Source organism: Streptomyces sp. XH2 (assembly GCF_049725035.1).
Taxonomy (GTDB): domain Bacteria; phylum Actinomycetota; class Actinomycetes; order Streptomycetales; family Streptomycetaceae; genus Streptomyces; species Streptomyces roseoverticillatus.
Map to the genome: position 1 here is coordinate 216,544 of NZ_JBMMMZ010000012.1, position 15,072 is coordinate 231,615.

General features: G+C 71.4%; 20 protein-coding genes. 6 read left to right on the forward strand and 14 right to left on the reverse strand.

The features are described 5' to 3' along the window. Window positions 1-347: 347 nt before the first annotated feature. Window positions 348-770, reverse strand: a complete 423-nt coding sequence (locus tag ACOTKD_RS24930; RefSeq protein WP_424891239.1) for a MarR family winged helix-turn-helix transcriptional regulator — start codon at window positions 768-770, stop codon at window positions 348-350. A 142-nt stretch (window positions 771-912) separates the two neighbouring features. On the opposite strand from ACOTKD_RS24930, the gene ACOTKD_RS24935 reads away from it, so the two are divergent. Both ACOTKD_RS24935 and ACOTKD_RS24940 read left to right on the forward strand, forming a co-directional pair. Further along, window positions 913-1,422 (forward strand): allene oxide cyclase barrel-like domain-containing protein, encoded by a 510-nt coding sequence (locus ACOTKD_RS24935; RefSeq protein ID WP_424891240.1) that lies wholly within the window; start codon window positions 913-915, stop codon window positions 1,420-1,422. Between the two features lie 32 nt (window positions 1,423-1,454). Further along, on the forward strand, window positions 1,455-2,072 hold the full coding sequence (locus tag ACOTKD_RS24940; RefSeq protein ID WP_424891241.1) for an NAD(P)-dependent oxidoreductase: 618 nt from the start codon (window positions 1,455-1,457) through the stop codon (window positions 2,070-2,072). 143 nt (window positions 2,073-2,215) lie between these two features. On the opposite strand, the gene ACOTKD_RS24945 is transcribed toward ACOTKD_RS24940, so the two are convergent. From ACOTKD_RS24945 to ACOTKD_RS24985, 9 genes are all read right to left on the reverse strand, one after another. Beyond that, on the reverse strand, window positions 2,216-2,605 hold the full coding sequence (locus ACOTKD_RS24945; RefSeq protein ID WP_424891242.1) for a hypothetical protein: 390 nt from the start codon (window positions 2,603-2,605) through the stop codon (window positions 2,216-2,218). Next, on the reverse strand, window positions 2,602-2,868 hold the full coding sequence (locus ACOTKD_RS24950; protein ID WP_424891243.1) for a hypothetical protein: 267 nt from the start codon (window positions 2,866-2,868) through the stop codon (window positions 2,602-2,604). The genes ACOTKD_RS24945 and ACOTKD_RS24950 overlap by 4 nt, the downstream gene beginning before the upstream one ends. Window positions 2,869-3,045: 177 nt before the next feature. Beyond that, complete coding sequence (locus ACOTKD_RS24955; protein WP_424891244.1) at window positions 3,046-5,586, reverse strand: ABC transporter permease; 2,541 nt, start codon at window positions 5,584-5,586, stop codon at window positions 3,046-3,048. 88 nt (window positions 5,587-5,674) lie between these two features. Then, window positions 5,675-6,496: an ABC transporter ATP-binding protein gene (locus ACOTKD_RS24960; protein ID WP_424891245.1), complete on the reverse strand. Its 822-nt coding sequence runs from the start codon at window positions 6,494-6,496 to the stop codon at window positions 5,675-5,677. A 463-nt stretch (window positions 6,497-6,959) separates the two neighbouring features. Next, window positions 6,960-7,958, reverse strand: coding sequence for an AraC family transcriptional regulator (locus ACOTKD_RS24965; protein WP_424891246.1), 999 nt, complete (start codon window positions 7,956-7,958; stop codon window positions 6,960-6,962). Between the two features lie 269 nt (window positions 7,959-8,227). Beyond that, entirely contained in the window at window positions 8,228-9,469 is a 1,242-nt protein-coding gene (tgmC, locus tag ACOTKD_RS24970) for an ATP-grasp peptide maturase system methyltransferase (RefSeq protein WP_424891247.1), read from the reverse strand. Continuing rightward, a complete protein-coding gene (locus ACOTKD_RS24975; protein WP_424891248.1) occupies window positions 9,459-9,740 on the reverse strand; it encodes a hypothetical protein in 282 nt (93 codons plus the stop codon). Before ACOTKD_RS24975 ends, tgmC begins: the two co-directional genes overlap by 11 nt. 106 nt (window positions 9,741-9,846) lie before the next feature. Beyond that, on the reverse strand, window positions 9,847-10,083 hold the full coding sequence (locus ACOTKD_RS24980; RefSeq protein ID WP_424891249.1) for a DUF6255 family natural product biosynthesis protein: 237 nt from the start codon (window positions 10,081-10,083) through the stop codon (window positions 9,847-9,849). Further along, window positions 10,080-10,286, reverse strand: a complete 207-nt coding sequence (locus ACOTKD_RS24985) for a hypothetical protein (RefSeq protein ID WP_424891250.1) — start codon at window positions 10,284-10,286, stop codon at window positions 10,080-10,082. Before ACOTKD_RS24985 ends, ACOTKD_RS24980 begins: the two co-directional genes overlap by 4 nt. Window positions 10,287-10,418: 132 nt before the next feature. Here ACOTKD_RS24985 and ACOTKD_RS24990 point away from each other — a divergent pair, with 132 nt between their 5' ends. The 4 genes from ACOTKD_RS24990 to ACOTKD_RS25005 all read left to right on the forward strand — a co-directional run bounded on the left by ACOTKD_RS24990 (window position 10,419) and on the right by ACOTKD_RS25005 (window position 12,296). After that, window positions 10,419-11,246, forward strand: a complete 828-nt coding sequence (locus ACOTKD_RS24990) for a helix-turn-helix domain-containing protein (protein ID WP_424891251.1) — start codon at window positions 10,419-10,421, stop codon at window positions 11,244-11,246. Then, a complete protein-coding gene (locus ACOTKD_RS24995; RefSeq protein ID WP_424891252.1) occupies window positions 11,243-11,455 on the forward strand; it encodes a DUF397 domain-containing protein in 213 nt (70 codons plus the stop codon). Before ACOTKD_RS24990 ends, ACOTKD_RS24995 begins: the two co-directional genes overlap by 4 nt. Before the next feature lie 86 nt (window positions 11,456-11,541). Continuing rightward, window positions 11,542-11,739 (forward strand): hypothetical protein, encoded by a 198-nt coding sequence (locus ACOTKD_RS25000; protein WP_424891253.1) that lies wholly within the window; start codon window positions 11,542-11,544, stop codon window positions 11,737-11,739. Then, window positions 11,736-12,296: a GNAT family N-acetyltransferase gene (locus ACOTKD_RS25005; RefSeq protein ID WP_424891254.1), complete on the forward strand. Its 561-nt coding sequence runs from the start codon at window positions 11,736-11,738 to the stop codon at window positions 12,294-12,296. Before ACOTKD_RS25000 ends, ACOTKD_RS25005 begins: the two co-directional genes overlap by 4 nt. 54 nt (window positions 12,297-12,350) lie before the next feature. On the opposite strand, the gene ACOTKD_RS25010 is transcribed toward ACOTKD_RS25005, so the two are convergent. The 4 genes from ACOTKD_RS25010 to ACOTKD_RS25025 all read right to left on the reverse strand — a co-directional run bounded on the left by ACOTKD_RS25010 (window position 12,351) and on the right by ACOTKD_RS25025 (window position 14,890). Then, window positions 12,351-13,112 carry a hypothetical protein gene (locus ACOTKD_RS25010; protein ID WP_424891255.1) on the reverse strand — a complete coding sequence of 254 codons (762 nt, stop codon included), beginning with the start codon at window positions 13,110-13,112 and terminating at the stop codon, window positions 12,351-12,353. A gap of 108 nt (window positions 13,113-13,220) precedes the next feature. After that, the gene (locus ACOTKD_RS25015; RefSeq protein ID WP_424891256.1) at window positions 13,221-14,057 is read right to left on the reverse strand and encodes a carbohydrate ABC transporter permease; all 837 of its coding nucleotides are present in this window, start codon (window positions 14,055-14,057) and stop codon (window positions 13,221-13,223) included. A gap of 150 nt (window positions 14,058-14,207) precedes the next feature. Next, window positions 14,208-14,393 carry a DUF1737 domain-containing protein gene (locus tag ACOTKD_RS25020; RefSeq protein WP_424891257.1) on the reverse strand — a complete coding sequence of 62 codons (186 nt, stop codon included), beginning with the start codon at window positions 14,391-14,393 and terminating at the stop codon, window positions 14,208-14,210. 41 nt (window positions 14,394-14,434) lie between these two features. Then, on the reverse strand, window positions 14,435-14,890 hold the full coding sequence (locus ACOTKD_RS25025; protein ID WP_424891258.1) for a VOC family protein: 456 nt from the start codon (window positions 14,888-14,890) through the stop codon (window positions 14,435-14,437). Window positions 14,891-15,072: the final 182 nt, after the last annotated feature.

Here is a 15,072-nt window from a genome sequence, read left to right on the forward strand (position 1 = left end):
GCGCCGGGGCAGGGGTCCGGGCCCGTATGTTTACGGGCCCCCGCGCCGTCGCGTTGCCCCGCGTCGGGCCCGCACATACACGTCAGCGTCCCGGACCCCTGCCCCTGCGCCCCCGGCCCTCCTCGACGGAGGGGGCGTGGCCGCCGGAGTCGGCGGCATGGCGGTGCCACCGGTCTGCGGGTTCGTCGGCTGCTCGGCGGAGCCCCCTGAGCGCTGTGCGCCCGGCGGCGCCTGGCCCTGCCTCCGTGCGGTCAGGCCCGGGGTCCTCCCGGGTCTCCCGGGGAAGGCCGCCGCGAAGGGGGCGCGCCCGCGACGGCGAGGGTCCGGCGGCATGTGTGAGGGCCGGTCTAGCCCGCTTCGCGGAGCGTCCGCAGGATGCGTTCCAGGGCGTGGCGGTCCGTGGGGGTGAGGCGGGCGCTGACGTGCGTGCGCAGGTGCGCGAGGTGCTGCTGCAGGGCGCGGTCCAGGGCCTGCTCGCCCGCCTCGGTGAGGACGGCGAGCGCGGCGCGCCGGTCGGCCGGGTCCGGTTCGCGGCGGATCAGGCCCGCCTCCTCCATCCGGTCCGCGAGCCGGGTGAAGCCGCCGGAGCTGAAGGCCACCGCGGTCGCCAGGTCGCTCATCCGCAGGGCGTGACCGGGCGTGCGGCCGAGCCGCAGCAGGACCTCGAACCAGGTGTCCGGGACCCCCAGGCCCTCGTGGACCAGTGGCTTCAGGCGGCTGAAGGCCTCCACGAACAGTCCGTACAGCGTCACGTCGTCGTCATGCAGCATGTGCTCCTCCACCCGACCAGGGTCCCAGACGATCGCCCGTAGCGGCAGAACCTTTCCTTGCAGTATCTGCTGCAGCAGACATATTGTCTGCTGCAGCAGATATTTCCCCTGCCACGGACCCGTAACAGGCTGGAGTACGTCCATGCGCAAGCGCACCCTGCCCGCCCTCGGCCTCACCGTCGCCGCCGCCGGTGTCGTCGGTGCCGCCCTCGCCATGAGCCCCGCCACCGCCGGTGCCGCCACCGCCTCCACGGCCGGCCCGCGCACGGTCACCTTCGAGGCCGTCGAGAAGGGCACGTCGGTCAACTTCGTCGACGTCGCCCCGTCCGACTCGGCCCTCGGCGACCAGCTGATCGGCACCGGCGACCTCGTCGGTGCCGACGGCCGCACCATCGGCACCAGCAGCTTCCAGGGCATCTCCACCGATGCGAAGCCGCGCACGGCGGAGATGCTGACCTTCGTCTACGACCTGGGCGACGGCAACAAGATCACCACGTCCGGCACGGCCCGCCTGAACGCCAAGGGCCCCGTCTTCGACGAGCAGTTCGCCGTCACCGGCGGCACCGGCAAGTACAAGAACGCCCGCGGTCAGGTGCGCGTCCTGCAGGAGACCGTGGAGCGGGCGAAGGTCACCTTCGACATCCAGCTCTGACCGATCCGTCGCACTTCTCGGAGAAGAACCGTATGAACGCCCCCCTTGAGATCACGGTCCTCGGCGCCACCGGCATGGCCGGCAGCCGTATCACCGACGAAGCGGTCAGCCGCGGCCACGCCGTCACCGCCGTCGCCCGTCACCACGACGCGCAGGCCCCCGCCCGGGACGGCCTGCACCGGGTGACCGCCGACGCGGCCGGCCCGGACCTGCCGCTCGACGGCGCGGACGCCGTCGTCAGCGCGCTCCCCGCCCGCGTCGCCCTGCCGCTGCTCCCCGCGCTGGTGGCCCGGGCCGCGGGCCGCCGCCTGCTGTTCGTCGGCGGCGCCGGCAGCCTGCGCCTGCCGAACGGCGAGCGCGTCATCGATCAGCCCGGCTTCCGCGAGGAGTGGAAGCCCGAGGCCTCCGCCCACGTCGGACTCCTCGACGCGCTGCGCGCCCTCCCGGAGGACGTGGACTGGACGTTCCTGAGCCCCTCCGCGCTCTTCCTGCCCGGCGAGCGCACCGGCACCTTCCGCCTCGGGGGCGACGACCTGCTCGCCGGGGCCGACGGCACGTCCCGCATCTCGGCCGAGGACTACGCGGTCGCCATGCTCGACGAGATCGAGAACCCGGCGCACCGGCGGCGGCGCTTCACCGTCGGCTACTGACAGCCCGGCCGGCGGCGGCGTACGCGGCTGCCGCCGCTCACGCGCGAGGGTGAGGCCCTGCGAAGGAGGCCTCGCCCCGCTCACCGTGTGTCAGGGGCGGTTGCCAAGCAGCTCCACGACGTCCCTCGGGAGTGCGGGAACTGTCAGCGGTTGAGATCGAGGAAGGGCAGCCCGAGCGGGGCGTACGGCTTCGGATCGACCGTGGCGATCAGCGCCTCCGCGTCCCACTCGGGCAGGTGGCGTACGGCGTGGGCGGCGGCCCCGATCCCCGGCGGTACGCCGTCCCTGCGCAGCCGCGCGACCGTCAGCAGGGCCGGGTAGTCGAAGTCGACCGTGTGGATGACGTCGAGCTGACCGATGTGCCCGGCGATTCCGGGGTGCTCCAGGTCCGCCTCCAGGACGGACAGGACCGGTGCCCACAGGCGCGTCTCCGGTTCGGAATACGCGTGATGGATCAGTGCGGAAACCTGTCGGTTGCCGGACAGCGCGACCAGCGTAGGGGCGTCCAGAACGAGGTGGTACCGGTCGATCATGCAGCGGCGTCCCGCTGCTCCCGGGTGAAGGCCTCACGGACCTTGCGGCCCATTGCTGTGCTCTCCTCGTCCGTCACCTCGACGCCGAAGTGCTCGGCCAGGTAAGCACGTGCTGCTTCCGCGCGCTCGCGGCGCTCCTCGGCGGTGAGCGTGGACTCCGCGAACTCCTGCACCAGGGAGCGGATGGAGATGCCGCGCGACTCGGCGATGACGGCTAGGCGGTCCCGCACCTCGGCGGGGACCCGGATCATGGCGTCGGACATGAAGCGAGTTTACGTCCGTGTATACGCTCTGTGGGCTGTTTCCGGAACATGCGTCGTACGGGTGAACCCCTGTCGGCCCGGTCGGAGGCCGTCAGGGGCTTTCCTCGTTCGGTGAGGCGGGGGACCGGGCCGCGGGGCCGGGTGCTTTCGCGAGGTCGCCGGGCGGCCCGATGCGCCCTACTGCGCCCCGATCGACTCCAGCATGTTGAGCTTCGCCGCCCTGCGGGCCGGCCAGACCGCGGCCAGCACGCCGACCGCCAGGGCCAGCAGCAGGAAGACCCCGATCCGCGCCCACGGCACGACCATCTCGTACTGCGGGAAGGACGACCGCAGCAGGTGGCCCCCGGACCAGGCGAGGAAGACGCCGGTCCCGACGCCCAGCACCGCGCCGAACATCGCGATCATCACGGACTCCAGCCGGACCATCCGCTTGACCTCGCGGCGGGCCAGACCGATCGCGCGCAGCATCCCGATCTCGCGGGTCCGCTCGAAGACGGACATGGCGAGCGTGTTGACGACGCCGAGGACCGCGATGACGACGGCCATGCCGAGCAGGCCGTAGGCGAGGTTGAGGATCGGGTCGATGTTCCCGGACTCGGCGCGGCGCAGGTCCTCGGGGGACTCGACCTTGATGAGCGGGTTGCCGCCGAACGCGTCCTTGATCTTCTCGCGCAGGCCGGCGGCCTCGCCGCGCTCCGCCTTCACCAGCACCGAGTCGTCGCGCACCTTCTCCCTGTGCGGGTCGACGAGGGCGGGCGCGACGAGGACGTCGCCGAGCACGTCGTTGTCGGCGTGGACGGCCACGACCTTGGGCGCGGCCCGCTTGCCGTCGTAGAACTCCATGGGCAGCGTGGAGCCGGCCGCGAGGCCCCGCTTCTTCGCGTACGACTCGGACACGGCGACGGCCCCGGTGCCGCGCACGTCGGCGAGCGAGCCGGACGTGACGCGCAGGTAGGTCACCTTGGTGATCGACGACAGGTCGGTGGCGACGGCCAGGGACGGCTGCCCGTCCGACTGGAAGCCGGACGTCCGCAGCGGGACGGCCGCGGCGATGCCGGGCTGGGCGGCGAGCTCCTTGCCGATCTCCGGCGCGAGGCCCAGGTAGCTGGAGGACTTGACCTGGTAGTCGGCGGTCAGGTCCTTCTTGCCCATCCGGCCCACGCCCTCGTTCGCCGAGACCGCGCCCACCGTCAGGCCGGTGATCAGCGTGAGGCCGATCATCAGCGCGGACGCGGTGGCGGCCGTACGGCGCGGATTGCGCAGGGCGTTCTCCTTGGCGAGCTTGCCGCTGACGCCGGAGAAGCGGGCGGCGAGCCTGCCGAAGAGCCGGACGAACGGCCGTGAGAGCAGCGGGGCCAGCACGATGACGCCCGTGAGCGTGAGGGCCGAGCCGGCCATGGCGTAGGTCAGGCCGCTGCGGTCGCGGAAGGTGGTCGTGTAGAGCAGGGCGGCCACGCCCAGCGCCGTGAGCGCGGCGCCGATGGAGTTGCGCACGACCAGGCCGCGCGGCGCCGGGGGCGCTTCCCCGGAGGACAGCGCCTCGACCGGGGCGATCCGCGCGGCCTTGCGGGAGGGCAGCCAGGCGGCGAGCACGGTCACGACGACGCCGACCGCGAGGGCGCTCAGCACGGCCGGAGCCTCGATCACGAGCGGCCCGTCGGGCAGGTGCGCCCCGTTGGCGTTGAGGAGCTCCGGCAGCAGGACGGCGACCCCGAGGCCCAGCCCCAGACCCAGCGCGGAGGCGATCAGGCCCAGCAGCCCGGCCTCGACGAGCACCGAGCGCACCACCTGGCGGCGCGAGGCGCCCACGGCCCGCAGCAGCGCGATCTCACGGGTGCGCTGGGCGATGAGCATGGTGAAGGTGTTGGCGATGATGAAGACGCCGACGAAGAGGGAGATGCCGGCGAAGACCAGGAAGGTGGTGCGGATCGACCGGGTCTGCTCGTCGATCATCTTGGACTGCTCGGCCGCCAGCGCGGCGCCGCTCCGCGCCTCGAAGCTCTCCGGCAGCGCCTTGCGGACCTCCGCGGTCAGCTTGTCCTTGTCGGTGCCGGGCGTCGCGGACACCACGAGCTCGCTGAACTCGCCCGGCTTGCCGAAGAGCTTCTGCGCCGTCGCGGTGTCGAAGACGGCGATGCTGCCGCCGGCGCTCACGCGCGGGTTGTCCGTCCGGACGATGCCGACGAGCTTCTTCTTCAGGACGGGGCCGTCGACGGCCATGCGGACGGTGCCGCCGATCTCGGCGCCCGTCTTCTCCGCCGTCCGCTCGTCCAGCGCGACCTCGCCCTCGCCGGCGGGCGCACGGCCCTTGACCAGCGGGTAGCGGCTGTCCTTGCCGTCCTTGCCGGGCGCGTAGTTGACGCCGGCGCTGCCCCAGTCGCCGCCGGTGGGGTTGTTGTGCTTGTCGGCGATCATGGCGACGCCCTCGACGGAGGGGCGTACGGAGGCCACGCCGGGCAGGGCGCGCACGGTCTCGACGGCGCGGTCGCCGAGCCTTTCCGGCTTGTCCTTGCCGGTGCCGGGCCGGCCGCCGCCCTCGGTCACGGAGACGGCGACGTCGTCCAGGCTCCTGGACATCTTGTTGCGGAAGGCGCTGCCGACGGAGTCGCTGAAGATCAGGGTGCCGGAGACGAAGGCGGTGCCGAGGAGGACCGCGAGGGCGGTCATCATCAGCCTGGTTTTGTGCGCGAGGAGGTTGCGCAGGGCGGTACGGAACATGGTGGTGGCGTCAGTCCTGGAGGTCGTCGTGCCCGGAGTCCTGGAGGTCGTCGTGTCCGGCGGCCGTCAGCTCGTACGGCCCTTGGCGTCAAAGGCGGGGGTCCGGGGGTTCCCCCCCGGGAAGGAGGCGCATGCGGTCGAGGACCGCGTCCGCCGTGGGCTCGCGCATCTCGTCGACGATCCGGCCGTCGGCGAGGAACACGACGCGGTCCGCGTAGGAGGCGGCGACGGGGTCGTGCGTGACCATGACGATCGTCTGCTGCAGGGCCTGCACCGACTCGCGCAGGAAGCCCAGGAGTTCGGCGCCGGAGCGGGAGTCGAGGTTGCCGGTCGGCTCGTCCGCGAAGATGATCTCGGGCTTGGCGGTGAGCGCGCGGGCCACCGCCACGCGCTGCTGCTGGCCGCCCGAGAGCTGACTCGGCCGGTGCGAGAGGCGGCCGGAGAGGCCCACCGTGCTCACCACCATGTTCAGCCACCCCGGGTCCGGCTTGCGGCCCGCGATGTCCATGGGGAGGGTGATGTTCTCCAGCGCGGTGAGGGTCGGCAGCAGGTTGAACGCCTGGAAGACGAAGCCGATCTTGTCCCGGCGGAGCCGCGTGAGGCTCCTGTCGTTCAGCGTGCCCAGCTCGGTGTCACCGATCCGGGTCGAGCCGGAGGAGATCGTGTCCAGGCCCGCCATGCAGTGCATCAGCGTGGACTTGCCGGAGCCGGAAGGGCCCATGATCGCGGTGAACTCGGCGCGGCGGAACTCCACGGAGACCGAGTCCAGCGCCGTCACACGGGTGTCGCCCTGTCCGTAGACCTTGCTCAGGCCGGTGGCGCGGGCGGCGACGGCGATGCCGCGAACGCCTGCGGCGCCTGCGGGGGCGTGGGCACCGGGGGGTGTGGGAAAGGCGGCCGCGTGGGGCACGGGTCTCCTCCGGGAGGCGAGGGGGAACGAGGGGGAGCGACCGGCTGCGGCGTGCTCGGCGGCATGCGCTCAATGGCCGGAATCGACTCCTCCCATCCTCGTGCGCGGCCCGCGCCGGGGCGTCAGCCGTACGGCCGGACATCCGTCCGTCCCAAGGCCAGGCCGGTGCGGGGACGGCGTAGTCCCTCAGACGGACCCCGTCGTCCTGAGGACGCATGGGATCGCATGGGATGCGTGGGATCGCATGGGGCGCGTAGGACCGCATGGGGCGCCGGGGCGGCGCTACAGGCTGCTGCCGCGGAAGAGACGTCGGCAGGATGCGGGGCGTGGGGCGCGGGACGCAGGGCGCGGCACGCGCGATGCGGGCTGCCGGTGCACGAGACGGAGGCGACGAGACGCCTGCGCCTATGGCCACGAGCCGCCTATGACCGATGACCGCGAGCCGCCAACGGCCCCGCGGCCTCTACGAACGCAGCGTGCGCGACGGCGGACGCCCGAAACGCCGCTGGTAGTACCCGGAGAAGCGGCCGAGGTTGTTGAAACCCCAGCGGTAGGCGACCTCGGCCACGGTGACGTCGCCGTCCCCGCGGGCCGCCGCCAGCTCCTGGTGCGCCCGGCCCAGCCGGACCTCCCGCAGATAGCCCAGCGGCGTGGTGTCCACGTGCCGGCGGAACGCCTCCTGCAGCGCGCGCGGGCTCACCCGGGCCGCCGCCGCGAGATCGGCCAGCGTCAGGGGCTGGTCCGCGCGCTCCTCGGCCAGCGCCATCGCCCGCCGCACGGCGGGGTGCGCGACCTCGCCCGGACGCTGCGCGTCCACGCCCTGGGTGATCAGCTCGTGGCTCTGCATGAGGATCGCCGCCGTCGACTGCGTCAGGTGCCCGGCCACGAGGGGGCTGCTGCGCGCCACGCCCTCGCCGAGCACCTCCCGGTGCACGGCGGCCGAGATCCCGGCCCAGCTGCGGGCAGCGGCGGCGGAGACGGTCCCGTTGAGCGAGAAGCGGGCCCGTAACGGCCCCTCGACGCCCAGCGCGTCCGCCGCCGCGCGCTCCACGGTCTCCCGGTCGAGCCGGAGCGTCGTCATGCGGGCACCGGGCGACCAGTGCACCTGGAAGGAGCGGTACGGATCGAGCACGTACGTCTGCCCCGGCCCGACGACCCGCTCCTCCCGCCCGGGCGACATCACCCGCACCCTGCCCCGCACCAGCTGGCACACCAGCAGGTACGAGTCGAGCGGCTGCGGCGCGACGAGCGTCTCCGCCCCGTACTGCAGCCCCGACACCGTGATCCCCGGGAAGCCGCCCTCCGCGTACCACGCGGAGAACTCCTTCGGGTCGCCGAGCACGCTGAGTTGATAGGGACTGTAGGCAGAGCTGATGATCTCCCTGGTCTCTTCGAGGTCGTTGCTGAGTACGAGCGTGCGCATGTTGCCGGGGGCCTCGGGGCCCACCCGTGGTTCGGTCATCAGGCTTCCCTCGGATGTCCGCGTATCGGGGACAGGAGCCGCGTTCGGCGAGTAGCCGGTGGATGGCCCCGTTAGTACCGTTGCCCCTGTCCGCAGTCAAGGCGAGGGCCGGTCCCCACAGCTGTTTCGGGACAGGGCCCCGCCCGGGGGGAGAGCGGGTCGGGCCCTGGGTTCACGGGGGACATCCAGGGCCGGTCCCGTCGCGGGGGCGCCCCGCCGTCTCGCGGACGGACGGCGGGGTCTTCGCGTGCGTTCTCCGGGTGGCCGGGCTACTCGGGGCCGCCTCCGGCCTCCGCCGGGACAGGCAGGCGCCAGTTCGGACCGTCCGGCGACCCGAGCCACACCCGCTGATCCTCTGCCGTGACGGTGATCCCGAACTCCGTCGGCATCGGGGAACCAGCGGCGCGCCAGGCGCCGAGCGCGTTCTCGACGACGTCCCACAGGGCGACCGGGCCACCCTGGCGAACGTTCCATTCCTCCCATTCCTCGTTTTCCTCGTTGTTCTTGGGCGTCTTGCGCGTGAGGACGGCGAACGACTCGTCCGTGGCGTTCAGCACGTACGTGCACGGCGTGCCGTCGTCGGCCGGCATGGAGAAGAAGCGGGCGCCCGGCATGGCGAGCTGGGCCACGAACCCACTGCCGGCCGAGGTCAGCACGTCGGGCCCGTACGGGGTGCTGCGCGAGATCCCGTCGTCCGGCGCGGGGATCACGCCGAGGCTTTCGGGCGCGTCCTGCTGGCGGGCGATCATGAAACTCGGGTCGCCGGCGATGAACCGGCCCTCAGCGCGTTCGTCGTGGCCGACGGTGAGACGGACGAGACCGAGGGAGCGCATCCAGCCGCGGAGAGTGGCGAGGATGAGCCCGCCGGGGCGGGTCTGCCGCACCCACGCGCAGGGGACGTGGCGGACGCCGCAGGTGGCGATCGTCCGGTCGTAGGGAGCGCCTTCGGGGTCTCCGGCGAGGCCGTCGCCGACGACGAGGCGCGGGGCGTATCCGCAGCGGTTGAGTGCGTCGCGGGCGCGGGCGGCGACGTCGGGGTCGGTCTCGATGGAGGTGACCCGGCCGGGGGCGAGGCGATGGCACATGAGGGCGGTCGAGTAGCCGGTGCCGGTGCCGATCTCCAAGACCTTCATGCCGTCGTGTACCTGGAGTTCTTCCAGCATGCGCACGACGAGGGCCGGCAGGGTCGAGGACGACGTCGGGTGCGCGCCGCTGATCGGCTTCGGGTCGTTCCAGTCGATCTCTCGGCCGCCGAACTGGGTGACGAGGGTTTCGTCGGCGTACGCCCGCTGCAGCCACTCCTTGACGCCCGACAGCTCAGGGGTGACCGGCGCCCAGGTGGTCAGCCCGGGGGCATCGGTCTCACGGTAGAAGCGGCGTACGAACTCATGGCGGGGGACGGATTCGACGGCGGCGCGCCATGCCGGGGAGCGCAGCCAACCGTCGTCGGCGAGGCGGGCTGTGAGCTGGTGCCGCAGCCTGGTTGCGGTGGAGTCGACGTCAGGTGCCATGAGTGCCTCGTTCCAGAAGGTCAGCGAGGGCGGCGGTCATGGGTAGGCCCGTGGGGGGTTCCATCCATGCCCATTGCCCGGAGGGGTTGCATTCGATGAATGTCCACTCGCCGGAGCGGGCGAGGGCGAAGTCGAATGCGCCGAAGACGAGCTCGAAGTGCCGGAGGTAGGAGAAGAGCGCGCGCTTGACGTCCGGCGGCGGGGTCACGGGGGAGTACGTGTGGGTGCCGTAGTCGGTGCGCCAGTCGAGCAGTCCGGAGTCGATGCGCACCGCGAATATCCGGGGAGCGGTGTCCCGGTGGGGAACCGTTCGGCGTAACTGAACATCGCGTGCCTTTCCATTCGGAGACGGATAGGACTGTGCGGTGCCAAGCCTTCTACGGGCTGGGCGACGATCGCGCTCCGGGCGCGCCGAGCCGGGGACAGCCCCAGCCCCACGCAGGACCGGGTGCCCTATCGGGCAGCGGCATCCGCAGTGGTGCGTAGGCGGTGTGGCGCTCGGTGCCGCACGCGGGGCACCGTTCGACGCCGGGCGAGCGGCTCCAGCCGGCGGCGTGAGCGCACCGCCCCCGGAACGTGAGGCGGCCGGCCGTGGTGCGGGTCGCGGCGATCACGAGTGCACCCCCTGCCGGTGCCGCTCGAACTCGGCCTCCAGCTCCACGGCGTCCTGGACGCGCCCCAGCCGCGCGGCGCCGTAGAACCGGACTCGCAGCGTGGAGCACCGCAGGCACCAGTTCGACAGGTCGGGGCGCCCCGGGGATGTTCCTTCCGGCGCGGCGCCGGGCTCTGCGTGCTCTACCTGCTGTTGTCCGCTCACGCGACTTGCCTCCGTCACATTCACCCCTTGGTGGGGGCGTTTCCTGTGTGCGAGTCCAGCGTCGCGGGCCGTACGTACGCTCGGCCAGAGGTTCAATTCCCAACCGGGTACCCGAGAAAAGGAGTTGCCGGGATGGCGCGCCCACCACGGAAGCTGACACCGGACCGGTCCGCCCGCCATCTCTTCGGCGCCGACCTCAGACACCGGCGGGAAGCGGCGGGCATGACGCTGGAGAAACTCGCCGAGGTCGTCTGCTACAGCCGCAGCCACCTGGCCCGCATCGAGACGGCCGAACACGTACCGCCGCCGGACCTGCCAGGGAGGCTGGACGAGGTCTTCGGCACGGGTGAGCACTTCGCGAGGCTGTATGCGATTGCTCGGCATGAGATCCACCCGGACAAGTACCGCCGACGTATGGAGCTTGAAGCGCGGGCTCGGGTGATCGACGAGTACGCCGGGCATCTCGTGCCGGGCTTGGTGCAGACGGAGGATTATGCGCGAGCACTGTTCCGCGTCAGTAACCCGAAGGCCGTACCGGACGAGATCGAGGAGATGGTGGCGGCGCGGCTGAGCCGTCAGGCGCTACTGAGGGCGGAGTCGCCGCCGGATCTTTCGATGGTGGTGGATGAGGCGGTGATTCGGCGGCCCATTGGCGGGCCTGCTGTAATGCGGGCCCAACTTGCCGCTCTGATAGACCTCGTGGACACCCCGACGACAACCGTCCAGGTTCTGCCGTTCGAACACGGGGAACATGCCCTGTTGGGCGGCACGCTGAGGCTGATGACGTTGGACGATGACTCGAACTTTGCCTACGTGGAGAGCATCGCCACCGGCGAGCTGATCGAAGACCCGCAGACCATCCGTGCCCGCCGCCGGTCCTACGATCTGCTGAGGGCCTATGCCTTGTCGCCAAGTGAGTCGGCGGCCTTCATCCGAGCCTTACTGGAGGCACCTTCATGAGCGTTCCCCACGGCCTCTCCCGACCGGAGTGGGTGAAGTCCAGCTACAGCAACGGTGACGGCGGCGGCTGCGTGGAATGGGCCCCCGCCCTCGCCACCGCCCACGGCATCGTGCCCGTACGGGACTCGAAGATACCCGGCGGCCCGGTGCTGACATTCGACCCGGAAGCGTGGTCTTCGTTCGTGACCGCGGTGCGTGAAGGGCGCTGACTGCCCTGACGGAGCCGGAGGGCTGCCAAGCCCGGGCGGCGAAACTACTCGTCCACGCCGCCGCCGACCGTGTGAAGCTCGCCGTCGTGCTGCTCGAAGCCGGGGAGGCGGACGAGGCGTGCGCAGAAATGAGCCGCGTCCTCGATGCCTGCGTTGGCATCTCCTCGCCACCGCTGGCGAGCAAGGTCCTCTCGTTCGGGCGGACTGCCGCACGCCTCGACAGCAAGGCGACGCGTGACTGTGTGGCACGCATTCACGAGGTCGTCCGAGGGGACCCCGAATGAAGGAGCACGGAATCGCTGTCGAACCCCTCGACGGGCCGGCAGCGGCACGGGCCGAGGACGCGTTCCGCCTCGTCTACGCCTCGGTCTTCGCCGAGCCGCCGTACAACGAGACCGAGGGTGACGTCGCAGCGGGCTTCCGTCGTTTCCGTTCCCAGACGCGCAAGCCCGGCTTCCGGGGCGCACTCGCACGGACGGAATCCGGGGGCCCCGTGGGTCTGGCCTTCGGCTATCCGCTCAGCGCACGGACACGCTGGTGGGATCAGCTGCTCGTACCCGTTCCGGAGGAAACGCGCCGCGAAGACGGGCGCCGGACCTTCGGGCTGATGGAGCTTGCCGTACGTGCCCCTTGGCGGGGGCAGGGCATCGCCCGGCGACTGCATGACGCCGTCCTCGAAGACACCCGGGCGGAACGCGTGCTCCTCAACGTCCGGCGCGATGCCGCTCCGGCGCAGGCTGCCTACCGGTCATGGGGGTACCGGAAGGTCGGCGAGGCGCGGCCGTGGGATGGTGCCGTGCTCCATGACGTGATGGTGCTCGATCTTGTCACACGACCCTGACGTCCTGAGCCCGGCTGTCCGGCTCGTATCAAGGCGAGTTCGCCGTGCGCCCGGTCACTGGGTGACCCACACCCAAGAGGCGCCCTTCTTGTACTCGTCGGCGGTCGTCGCGGTCGCGCTCCAGGCGAGCCGGGCAGGCTGCTTCGAGCCGCTTTTCGCGATGTAGATCGAGCACTGAGTGCGCGCCTCGCCGATGTCCCAGCCCATGTAGATCTCCCCCACCGGGCAGCCCCCCTCGCCGTAGCCCGAGTGAACGACGGGCCGCTCCGCTGCCTTTTCGCCGTTCTCGTCGAGGATCACGGCACCGGCGTTGAGGTCGGAATTGACTACGCTCGGCTTGCCTTCCTTCAGCGTATATGTCACGTACACGAAGTACGGGGTGCCGCCCTCCAGGGTTCGATCGGCCTCAATGTAGTGGCCCTCCTTCAGCTGCTTCTGGGTTCCCTTGACGATCTTCGTGGCCGCTACCTGGAACTTCCCGCCACCGGAATTTCCGGGCTCGTGCAGACCAGGAGCCGGCTGGCCCATCGCCAGCGCGGGAGTCCACTCCACCTTCGGGGCCGGACTCTCCTTGCCGCTCTCGCTCTTCGCCGCACTCTCCTCGGAAGCGCGTGATTCCTTACCGTCTTCCCTGCCGGCTTTGTTGCCGCCGCAGGCGGTGAGCGCAATTCCCAGTGCGGTGGCCAACATCCCGTAGAGGATCTTTGAGCGGCGATACATTTGTTCTTCCTTCTCACGGAAATGCCCGACCCGGCGGAACGGTGGCCCGGGTGTGGCGAGTTCTCCTCTTGACCGCGTCACGCGCGTCATGTACATGCTATGCACTCCCGGCGTGCTCACGCACTATGAGATCCACCTCCGGGGGAGGTGGGTGCGGACGGCCGGGGTTCTCGGAGGCAACGGCCCGCCGCAGGAATCCGGCGGTCAGCCCTTGACGGCGGCGCCGAGGGTGAAGCCGCCGCCGAGGCGGCGGGTGATCAGGGCGTACAGCAGGACCACCGGCGTCGAATACAGGATCGAGAACGCCGCGAGCTGCCCGTACGCCACCTGCCCGAAGTTGCCGAAGAACGTGAAGATGCTGACGGACGCCGGCAGCTGCTCGGGGGAGAGCAGCAGCATGAACGGGACGAAGAAGTTGCCCCACGACAGGGCGAAGCAGTAGATCGCGACGACCCCGACGCCCGGCCCCATCAGCGGCAGGATCACCCGCACCAGCGCCTGCATCCGGCTCGCGCCGTCCGTCCAGGCCGCCTCCTCCAGCACGGCGGGGATGTCGTCCATGAAGTTCTTCATGAGCCAGATGGCGAAGGGGAGTTGGGCGGCGGCCATGAAGAGGGCCGTGCCGTACAGGGTGTCGACGAGGTCGACGCGTACGAAGAGCCCGTAGACCGGCACCATGATCGCCGTCACGGGCAGACAGGTCGTGAACAGCACCCCCAGCAGGTACGGCCGGTTCAGCCGGGACCGGAACCGCGACAGCGGGTACGCCGCGAGCGCCGCGCAGACGATCGTCACGGCCGTCGCGGCCCCGCAGAGCAGCAGGCTGTTGAGCATGGGCGTGAAGGTGATCTCGTCCGTCAGCACCGCGGAGAAGTTCGCCGTCGTCGCCCTCTCCGGCACCCGCACGGCGAGGCCTGCCCCCTCGTCCACCGACGCGAGCAGCAGCCAGACGAGCGGCACGGAGAAGGCCGCGAGGACGACGAGCAGCGCGGCGTCGGCGGCCAGCCGGCGGCGGGTGCGGCGGGCGAGGAGCGGGCGCATGGCACCTCCGGGCGGGGCGGGGGAGTGCGGGACCGCGCGGCGAGGGGCGGGGCACGGGCCCCTCATCTCGTGGATTCCCGCAGGGGCCCCGCCGACCCCTGATGACCGGGATTTTCCCGCCGTGCCGTGCCGCGCCGTCCGGGCGTACCGCTACGGCTGCTCGCCCCAGACGACGGCCTGGGCGACGATGACCCGTTCCCCGTCGAACGTCACCGAAGGGCCCCCGTGGAGCCGGTAGCCCAAGGCCAGCATCTCGCTCACGCGGTGGCAGAACGCGGCGTCGTCCGGGCCGGTCAGGACGCGGTAGACGGGCAAGCCGTCGGGCGGTGTGATCATGCTGCGAGCATGCCACGCCGCGACGGCGTTTCGCGCACCGCTCACGCGACGCAGAATTCGTTGCCCTCCGGGTCCTGGAGGACGACCCCGTAGTAGTCCATGCCCGGCTCGTCCATCACCCGGATCACCGTCGCTCCTGCCGCCGTCAGCCGGTCGACCGCCACCGTGACCCGTACCGTACGGGTCTCCAGCGGGACCCCGCGTCCGCCGCCCACCTTGAGGTCGAGGTGGACGCGGTTCTTGGTGGTCTTCGGCTCGGGGACCTGCTGGAACCACACGCGCGGTCCGCGCCCCGCGGGGTCGACGATGGACTCCGGGGTCTCCCCGGCGCCGTCCGGCAGTTCGGCGTCCGGCACGCCCGTGGCCGACCAGTAGTCCCGCCATGTGGCGTGGCCTTCCGGCGGGGGCTCGGGGACGTACCCCAGCGCCTGCGTCCAGAAGTCCACCATCCTGCGCGGGTCCGCGCAGTCGATCGTCAGCTGCAGTGTCGGCTCCATGCCCTGCAGCCTGACAGAGGCCTGCGACCTGACAAGGAGGGGCCTCCGGGACGCGGGGGTCCGGGCTGCTCAGAGGGGTTCGCGCCGGGGCGCTGCCCGGTGCGCGAGGCGGGTAGGCATAGCGCGTGGCGGCGTACGAACAGCCCGTCGGGGGCTCACGACCGCCGTACGGGGGTGCGACC

Coding starts and splice junctions, on each gene's coding strand:
- ACOTKD_RS24995 (WP_424891252.1), top strand. CDS start 11,243: ATGAGCGTTCCCCACGGCCTCTCCCGACCGGAGTGGGTGAAGTCCAGC.
- ACOTKD_RS24935 (WP_424891240.1), top strand. CDS start 913: ATGCGCAAGCGCACCCTGCCCGCCCTCGGCCTCACCGTCGCCGCCGCC.
- ACOTKD_RS25010 (WP_424891255.1), bottom strand. CDS start 13,112: ATGTACATGACGCGCGTGACGCGGTCAAGAGGAGAACTCGCCACACCC.
- ACOTKD_RS25025 (WP_424891258.1), bottom strand. CDS start 14,890: ATGGAGCCGACACTGCAGCTGACGATCGACTGCGCGGACCCGCGCAGG.
- ACOTKD_RS24930 (WP_424891239.1), bottom strand. CDS start 770: ATGCTGCATGACGACGACGTGACGCTGTACGGACTGTTCGTGGAGGCC.
- ACOTKD_RS24950 (WP_424891243.1), bottom strand. CDS start 2,868: ATGTCCGACGCCATGATCCGGGTCCCCGCCGAGGTGCGGGACCGCCTA.
- ACOTKD_RS25020 (WP_424891257.1), bottom strand. CDS start 14,393: ATGATCACACCGCCCGACGGCTTGCCCGTCTACCGCGTCCTGACCGGC.
- ACOTKD_RS24940 (WP_424891241.1), top strand. CDS start 1,455: ATGAACGCCCCCCTTGAGATCACGGTCCTCGGCGCCACCGGCATGGCC.
- tgmC (WP_424891247.1), bottom strand. CDS start 9,469: ATGGCACCTGACGTCGACTCCACCGCAACCAGGCTGCGGCACCAGCTC.
- ACOTKD_RS25015 (WP_424891256.1), bottom strand. CDS start 14,057: ATGCGCCCGCTCCTCGCCCGCCGCACCCGCCGCCGGCTGGCCGCCGAC.
- ACOTKD_RS24965 (WP_424891246.1), bottom strand. CDS start 7,958: ATGACCGAACCACGGGTGGGCCCCGAGGCCCCCGGCAACATGCGCACG.
- ACOTKD_RS24955 (WP_424891244.1), bottom strand. CDS start 5,586: ATGTTCCGTACCGCCCTGCGCAACCTCCTCGCGCACAAAACCAGGCTG.
- ACOTKD_RS24990 (WP_424891251.1), top strand. CDS start 10,419: ATGGCGCGCCCACCACGGAAGCTGACACCGGACCGGTCCGCCCGCCAT.
- ACOTKD_RS25005 (WP_424891254.1), top strand. CDS start 11,736: ATGAAGGAGCACGGAATCGCTGTCGAACCCCTCGACGGGCCGGCAGCG.
- ACOTKD_RS24945 (WP_424891242.1), bottom strand. CDS start 2,605: ATGATCGACCGGTACCACCTCGTTCTGGACGCCCCTACGCTGGTCGCG.